The organism is Actinomycetota bacterium (genome assembly GCA_036280995.1).
Lineage (GTDB): Bacteria > Actinomycetota > CALGFH01 > CALGFH01 > CALGFH01 > CALGFH01.
In genome coordinates this window covers 1-7,214 of sequence record DASUPQ010000726.1, presented here as the reverse complement: position 1 = coordinate 7,214, position 7,214 = coordinate 1, and the positions used below count along the sequence as shown (strand labels likewise).

General features: G+C 70.2%; 7 protein-coding genes. 1 reads left to right on the top strand and 6 read right to left on the bottom strand.

Annotated features, from left to right (window positions below; genetic code table 11):
- Window positions 1-414: 414 nt before the first annotated feature.
- Window positions 415-726 (bottom strand): AzlD domain-containing protein, encoded by a 312-nt coding sequence (locus tag VF468_24380; protein HEX5881426.1) that lies wholly within the window; start codon window positions 724-726, stop codon window positions 415-417.
- Entirely contained in the window at window positions 723-1,400 is a 678-nt protein-coding gene (locus tag VF468_24375) for an AzlC family ABC transporter permease (protein ID HEX5881425.1), read from the bottom strand. Before VF468_24375 ends, VF468_24380 begins: the two co-directional genes overlap by 4 nt.
- A gap of 510 nt (window positions 1,401-1,910) precedes the next feature.
- On the opposite strand from VF468_24375, the gene VF468_24370 reads away from it, so the two are divergent.
- Window positions 1,911-2,198 (top strand): peptidoglycan-binding domain-containing protein, encoded by a 288-nt coding sequence (locus tag VF468_24370; GenBank protein HEX5881424.1) that lies wholly within the window; start codon window positions 1,911-1,913, stop codon window positions 2,196-2,198.
- A 507-nt stretch (window positions 2,199-2,705) separates the two neighbouring features.
- Here the strand turns inward: VF468_24370 and VF468_24365 are convergent.
- From VF468_24365 to VF468_24350, 4 genes are all read right to left on the bottom strand, one after another.
- Window positions 2,706-4,778 carry a multicopper oxidase gene (locus VF468_24365; GenBank protein HEX5881423.1) on the bottom strand — a complete coding sequence of 691 codons (2,073 nt, stop codon included), beginning with the start codon at window positions 4,776-4,778 and terminating at the stop codon, window positions 2,706-2,708.
- Window positions 4,779-4,917: 139 nt separating this feature from the next.
- A complete protein-coding gene (locus VF468_24360) occupies window positions 4,918-5,481 on the bottom strand; it encodes a winged helix-turn-helix domain-containing protein (protein ID HEX5881422.1) in 564 nt (187 codons plus the stop codon).
- A 102-nt stretch (window positions 5,482-5,583) separates the two neighbouring features.
- Window positions 5,584-6,681, bottom strand: a complete 1,098-nt coding sequence (locus VF468_24355; GenBank protein HEX5881421.1) for a hypothetical protein — start codon at window positions 6,679-6,681, stop codon at window positions 5,584-5,586.
- Window positions 6,678-7,214: sigma-70 family RNA polymerase sigma factor (locus tag VF468_24350; GenBank protein ID HEX5881420.1), on the bottom strand; the 537-nt coding region annotated here is incomplete at its 5' end. The genes VF468_24350 and VF468_24355, both read right to left, overlap by 4 nt.

The following is a 7,214-nucleotide window of genomic DNA, read 5'->3' as shown; positions in this document are numbered from 1 at the left end:
GCCCCAGCGTGGCGATCATTGCCAAGGTCGACGCCGAAGGAATGACCAGCAGGGCCGGCAAGGCAACAACGACGACTGACGCTGCAGGCCTCTGAGCTGGGCTTTTGGCGCCCCTGGCAGGACTCGAACCTGCACCTTACGGATAGAAGTGCGACACGGCCCGTCCGACTGGTGACGCTCTCAAGCATCGCCGCAGGTCGGATCGGGATCACCGTCCGACCAGTGGCATCGCGGGCGGCTCCGTGACAACAACCGGATTGCCACAGGGATTGCCAGCGAGGGCGGCTGGCCCCCGCGCTACTCCAGGTAATGGCGGACTAGGACCGCCTGAGCGCTGTGCAAGCCGCAGGCCACCCAGGCCACGAGCGAGCATCGGGGCCGCAATATCCTGGAGTGAGAACCGACCGGCAGTCTCTAGGCGGCCAGCAAGCGCACCAGCGCGGTGGTGGCGATCGCCACGGCCAGCACCAGCAGCATCGGCGCGCGCAGCAGCAGCGCGATCCCGGCCGCGGCCACGCCGGCCAGGCGCGCGTCCACCACCAGGCGCCGCCCGGCGGTGATGGTGTCCACCAGCACCAGCGCGGTCAGCAGCGCGGGCGCGAGCGAGGCGACCACCACGGTGGCGCGTGGGCCGAGCTGGCGGTCGCCGAGCAGCAGCGGCCCGGCCGCCTTGATGGCGGCGCTGGCCACCGCGACCAGGATGATCGTCAGCCAGACCGCGCTCACCGGCGCCTCCACAGGCCGAGCAGCGCCGCCGCGCACGCCGCCACCACCGGGATGCCCGGCGGCGCGAACGGCACCAAGGCCAGGGCCACCAGCCCGCCGGCCACCGCCACGGCCACCGCCTGCCGGTCGCGCAGCTCCTCGGCCAGCAGGATCAGGAAGAACGCCGGGAACACCACGTCCAGGCCGAGGGCCTCGGGGTCGGCGAGCAGGCCACCGCCCACCGCGCCCAGCGCCGTGCCGGCGATCCACGCGCTGAGCTGGGGTACGGTCGCGCCGATGAGGTACTTGCGCTCGAAGGTGCCGTCGCCGCGGTTGGCCAGGGCCCAGGAGGCATCGATCACCAGCTGGCCCTCGGCCGCCCGGCGCAGCCGGCCGCCGACCAGGGAGGGGGCGAGGGCCAGCCCCATCGGGAGGAACCGGGCGTTGACGAACACTGCCGCCAGGGTGGCGGCCCCTACCCCGCCGCCGGCGCCCAGGATCGAGGCGGCGGCGAACTGCGCCGACCCCGACAGCACCACCGCCGAGCAGATGATCGGCGCGGCGACGCCCCAGCCGAGCTGGCGGGCCAGCACCCCGAACGACACGCCGAGCACGACGGTGGCCACCGCGAACGGCAGCCCGGCGCGGGCGCCGGCGGCGTAGCCCCGGTCGGCGGGGCGGCCGTCGGTGTCCATCCGGTGAGTCTACTGGCGCCACCGGATCCTCATAGTTGAGACGGCTGCGGGGCCGCTCCGGGGGGCAAGAGGTGACCGGCTCCTTCGAGCCCAAGCGAGACCCAGGCAGGTCAGGAGCTTCCCCGTAGGAGTTGATGCGATCCAGCCGGTCTGCAGCCACGAGCTGCTGACCGCCGGGCTGTCCGTGCGGTAGATCCTGATGTGGACATGGCGGTTGGGCCGGCCACCGCGAGGACAACAGGCTTCCGGGCGCGGAGGCGGCCTGTCGGGAGCCGTGCGCCGGGTGCACCTTCGGCAGCTCCAGGGAGCAACCAGTCAGGCCCTGACATGCCCGAAGGCGACGGGGATCCAAGGCCGCCCGAGGGTCCGACGCCTTGTGTCCGCGATGGCCTTGGACGCTTGGCCGCTGGCCACGCTCGGCCTTGCCGCGATCTTGTGGGTGGGACCATCATCAGGCTGCGAGTCGCACCTACCCACCGGTCCGCCAGCGAGGCGGAAGGAGGATCGCAAATGAGTGCTGCACAACCGGGTGAGGTCCAGGTGACCGTTAGCTTGCCCCTCCTGCCACGACAGTTGCCGCCGCCCGACCCGGTGGTGGAACGTCTGCAGCACATGCTGAATGCCACGGGCCTGTACGGCCTTGACCCACTTGTCGAGGATGGAGACTGGGGACCCAAGACCAAGGACGCTGTCGAGTGGTTCCAGAAAGACCGAGCCCTTCCAGTGAATGGAAAGGTGGATAAGACGACCTGGGCGGAGCTGCTTCACTACTGGCTACGGCAAGACATGTTCGGCTAGACAACCAGTCGCGCTGTTGGCTTCGCGCATCGGCACCAGAAGGCGAAGCTGGCTGTCAAGCTCTCCGGTTTGGTTCGTCAGGTGCCGCCAGTGACGCTGCTTTCTCAGTTGGCGTGGACCGCCCTGGCCTGCATCGCGTAGCAGTACGGCATTCATATCGCACCACCCGGTGGGCAAACAGGCCAGACTGGGATCGCCCGCTGTGCGCCAGGCGCAGGTTACGCAGGTCACGGGCGAGCGTCACGGTCGCAATGTCCTGGAGTAACCACAGAGCGTTGTGACCGCTTTGGCGACCAATTCGTCATCCGCGACGACGGCGCTTTGTCCTCGGGGCCGCAGCTATACCCAGTGGGTCGCGCTAGCGCTTAAAAGAGGTTCGCTTCTTCCGGCGACAGGATCAGGGCTGGGCCGGCAGCCTGGCGGCATGAGAGCAACCGCACCGTCGTCGCCGGCGATAAGTCCGAACGGGTGTGGTGGTGGGTCGGCGGTTGGCCTGCGTCGGCGTGGTCAGGTGGGCTGGCCGGGCTGGACCGGCCCGATCCGGTACGGCCGCATCATCTCGTTGTCCTCATGCTCGAGGATGTGGCAGTGCCAGACGAACTGGCCCGGGGTGTCGAAGGTCGCCTTGATCCGGGTGACCTGCCCCGGATAGGCGATGACGGTGTCCTTGAACCCGCTCTCCCAGGACTCGGGCGGGAGCGGCGCCGACCCCTCGACGACCCGGACCGTCTCGTCCTCCTCGTCCACGACGATGTCCTGGCGGTCCAGGACCGCGAAGGTCCGCTCGTGAATGTGGATGGGGTGGGCGTCGCCGGTCGCGTTGTAGAACTCCCACACCTCGGTCGCGCCCACGGCCGGGTTCTCGGTGACCGGGTCCATCCAGGGTCGCGCGGTCCACCTGCCGCCAGCGACGTTGGGGTTACCGGCCACGGTCCCAAGCAACGCCGCTGTCGGGGCGTCGGCGAATTGCGTCGACATCTCCTCGAGCAGGGCCAGCGGCCGGGTCACCGTCGCAGGCGGGAGCGCCGCGACGGGAGGCAGATCCAGGAACTGTGGCGGGGTCGTCGGATCGGCGGCCACGGCCGGCACGACCCGGAACTGGAGCACCTGACCGGTGGTGGCGGGATCGGCGGCCGGGAAGTCCACGCCTGGGACGCCGCCGCCGAACGGCTCGTCCGGCCCCGCGTTGCGCAGGACGTGGTTGCCGACCGGCACGCCGGTGAAGTCCACGATCAGGTCGGCCCGCTCGGCCGGCCCGATCAGGAGCCGGTTGCCGTTGGTGGCGGTGAGGTTGACCGGGGCGGCCAGGAAGCCGCCCTCATTCCCGATGGCCCAGACTTGGACGCCGGGGATATCGCCGAAGTCCAGGATCAGGAACCGCGACTGGCAGCCGTTCAGCAGGCGGAACCGGTAGCGGCGCTGCTCGACGGTCTGGAACGGCCAGGTGTTGCCGTTGACCATGATCATGTTGCCGAAGAACTCGGGGTTCCAGATCGGCGAGACGTCGGTGTCGGGAATGTAGGGGCCCTCGATCCCGTCGAAGAATGCGCGGGTGTCCGGGTAGAACAAGGACCCGTCGGTGTTGAAGGACCGGTCCTGGATGGCGATCGGGATCTCGTGGTAGGTCTTGTTGGACGGGAACTTGTCGCCCTCCTTGGGCGCCGGTCCCGGCAGCACCGCCGGTCGGCCGGTGCGGCGGTCCAAGACCGCATCGTCGCCCACCGGCCCCCCGCGGAGGAGGTAGAAGCCGGCCGGGCCGGCATAGACATTCACCCTTGTCATCCCCAGGGTGTGGTCGTGGTACCAGAGGGTCGCGGCGCGCTGGTCGTTCGGATACTGGAAGGTGGCGAATCCCGGACCCCAGCTGACCCCGAACCTGGCCGCGGCCTTGCCCGCGAAGAAGTCGTACCAGGTGCCCTCGGTGGCGTAGCCGGCCGGGATGTTGGTGGCGTCGGGCAGGTACCAGGCTTCGGCGTAGCCGTCGCTCTCGTCACCGACACCGTCGGCGCCGTGGAGGTGGGTCACGATCGGCACCGGACCGGTGTAGGGACCGGGGGTCGAGCCGAAGGTCGGACGATGATCCCGACCCGTCGCGCCTCCAGGCGGATTGGCCCAGTGGAGGGTCGGGTCGACGGGCAGCAGGTGGGGCAGGAACTGGTCCTTGGCGTCCACCAGGTCGTTGCGCCACTTGATGCGGACTGGTCGGTTCCAGCGGGCCTCGATGGTGAGCGACGGCGCGTTGTGGATCAGCAGGGGCCGGTTGCTGCCGGCGCCGCTCACCGGGCCGTAGCCCCAGACGGTCGTGGCCGGCAGCCCGGCAGGCAGGATCTGCTGGGCGAACTGCTTGACCGAAATCTCGTAGTAGTCGGCGTTCTTGCCACCCCGCTGCTTGATGGTCCCAGCCTTGGGCATCACCGGTGGGATCAGCAGCGGGGTCTGGAACTTCGGGACCTTGTGTGGGTCCAGCGTCCCGCCTGGGATCTGGGCGATGGCGCGCTGGGTCCAGCCCGACTGCGTGGCCACATACCACCCGACCGCAGACGCCCCGGTCAGCCTGAGGAAAGCACGTCGTGTCGGCATGATCCCCGCCCTCCCCCGTTGAGCAGCGTAGCCGGATGAATCTACGGCAATGCCCTCGTCGAGGAATGGTGCTCTTAGCCGTAGGAAACCTACGCAGAGTGGATCAGAAAAACCGTACAAATCTGCGCGTTCGTGGCGTTCACCGCACGGTGACCTGCTCGTCCTCACCACAGCGATAGGCCACAGTGGCGCAGAAACGAGAAGGGCAACCAATGAGTGCTGCGAATCCGCGGGATACCGCGCTCGGCCGCGGCGGTGACCTCTTTCGCGGCCCGGCGGCGGCGAGCATTGCGTCGGATTGGCGCAGCAGCTTCCACACGTGACCGGGATCGTAGGCCACGCCGGTCAGCCGCTCGATCACCGTGGCGATCCGGACCAGGGTCCAGTGGTCGGTGTCGAACCCATGGGCGCGGGCGCCCGGGCGCAGCGCTTGGTCCAGGTCGTGGAGCTGCTGGTCAGACAGGCGCGGGCGGTCCCGGTTGGCCCGCGGCTCTCCAGCGCCTGCAGCCCACCCGCTTGCCAGCGGGCGTGCCAGCGGCTGACGTTCTGGCGGGCCACGCCGAGGATGCGGGGCGATCTCGGCGTGGGAGCGGCCAGCGGCAGACAATGTGCCGGCCTGCATCCGGACGGCTTCGAATGCCTGACGGTCGCGCAGACCTCGGGCGTTGCGGCGGTAGGTCTCATCCGGCCAGGCTGCCAGCACAGCCCAGATCCTGTCACCGGAAGAGCGGGTCTACCTCAGATGTCGCCGATGCTGGATTCACCTGCGTGTATTGGCCGCCGCCCGTGGAAGCAACCCGCGATGCTAGGGGACTGGCTGGACGCGCAGGAGGGCCGCGTGGGCGGTGTCCACGATCCAGACTGACCCGAGCCCCGCCGCCACGGCCGGGGCGCGGCCGCTGACCTGGAAGGTGCCGGTGACCTTGTTGGTGGCCATGTCGATGCGGGTCACCCGACCGCTGTCGCTGCCCACCCAGAGCGACCCATCCGCGGTGCTCAGGTGCTTGGCGACCACCCCGATCGGGATCTGGGCCAGCGTACGTCCGGACCTGGGGTCGAGCCGGTAGATGGTCTGGGTGGTGATCCCGGCGTGCCAGACGCTGCCCCCGCCGACCGCCAGCGTGCCCCCGCCGACCGCCAGCGCGCCCTCGGCCTCGGTTGGGATGGTGTCGGCCTCGCGGTTGGTCGCCGGGTCCACCCGAACGATCGGCTGGACGCCCGCGGGGCCCGTCCCCGACAGCCAGACCCACCCGCCGGCCACGGTGAGTCCCCCCTCCACCAGCTCCCAGTCAGCGTCAACGAAGACCGCCTGGTTGGTGGCCGGGTCGATCCGCAGCAGCGAGTAGCCGGCGATGGCCCACACCGAACCCGCCCCCACGGCGAGCTGATTGGGCCCCAGCGTCGGAGTCGGGATGGTGGCCTGCGGCTGTCCGGTGCGGGCGTCGATGCGGGAGATCGTCTGCTCGGTGTCGTTGGCGACCCAGATCGACCCGAATCCAGCCACCAACCGGATCGGGTTCCGCCCCACCCGGATCGTCTGGGTGATGGTGTTGGTGGCCGGGTCGACGCGCGACACCGTCCCCTGGGCGGCGTTGGCCACCCACACCGCGTCCTGGCTGACCAGGACGTCGACGGGGCTGGCGCCAACCGGGATGGCGGCCACGACCCGCCCCAGCGAGCCCGGCGGCGGGTTGACGACGGGCATGACCTGCTCGGATCGCCGGACGCCCACCCAAACGACCAAGACCAACGCGGTGACGGCGGCCAGGGCGGTGGCCGCCCGGGTGATGCGGCGGCGACGCCGGCGGCGCAGCAGCTCCGCCAGTCCAGCGACCGGATCGACCCGGGTGACGCTGCCGAGCGCCCCCTGGGTTGCCCGACGGCCGCGGGCATCGAGGTTCATCGGTCCTCCGGTGGTTCAGGTTGCAGCCGGCCAGCGAGCGCTCGGCGGGCCTTGGCGAGATGGGCCTTGACCGTCCCCTCGCTACAGCCCAGCACCGTTGCGGTCTGCTGGACCGCCAGATCCTGGAAGTAGTACAGCGCCACCGCCTGGGCCTGCCGTCGCGGCAGGGCCCGCACCGCCGCCCAGAACTCGGCGTTGTCGGCCGCCAGCGGCGCCACGGCCGGCTGCCTCCGACCAGCGAGCCGGGTCAGCGCCCGGGCCTCGACCAGCCGCCGCCGCAGCCCGGAGGTAGCCAGGTTGGCGGCCACCCGCCGGACCCAGGCGGCCTGATGCTCATAGGAGCCGACCCGCTCCCAGTCCCGGTAGGCCCGCAGGAAGGCCTCCTGGGCGACGTCCTCAGCCCCGGCGCGGCTGCCCAACAGGACATAAACGAGCGCCACCACCTTCGGATACTCCTGCAGATAAAAGTACTCGAAACGCCCGGGAAGCCGAACAGCCTCCGGCTCGCCGACCCGCCCGGCGTGGGCGGTGCG

Bases quoted from the DNA above. Each gene is read 5' to 3' on its own strand.
- VF468_24375 (HEX5881425.1), bottom strand. From the start codon at position 1,400: ATGGACACCGACGGCCGCCCCGCCGACCGGGGCTACGCCGCCGGCGCC.
- VF468_24370 (HEX5881424.1), top strand. From the start codon at position 1,911: ATGAGTGCTGCACAACCGGGTGAGGTCCAGGTGACCGTTAGCTTGCCC.
- VF468_24365 (HEX5881423.1), bottom strand. From the start codon at position 4,778: ATGCCGACACGACGTGCTTTCCTCAGGCTGACCGGGGCGTCTGCGGTC.
- VF468_24355 (HEX5881421.1), bottom strand. From the start codon at position 6,681: ATGAACCTCGATGCCCGCGGCCGTCGGGCAACCCAGGGGGCGCTCGGC.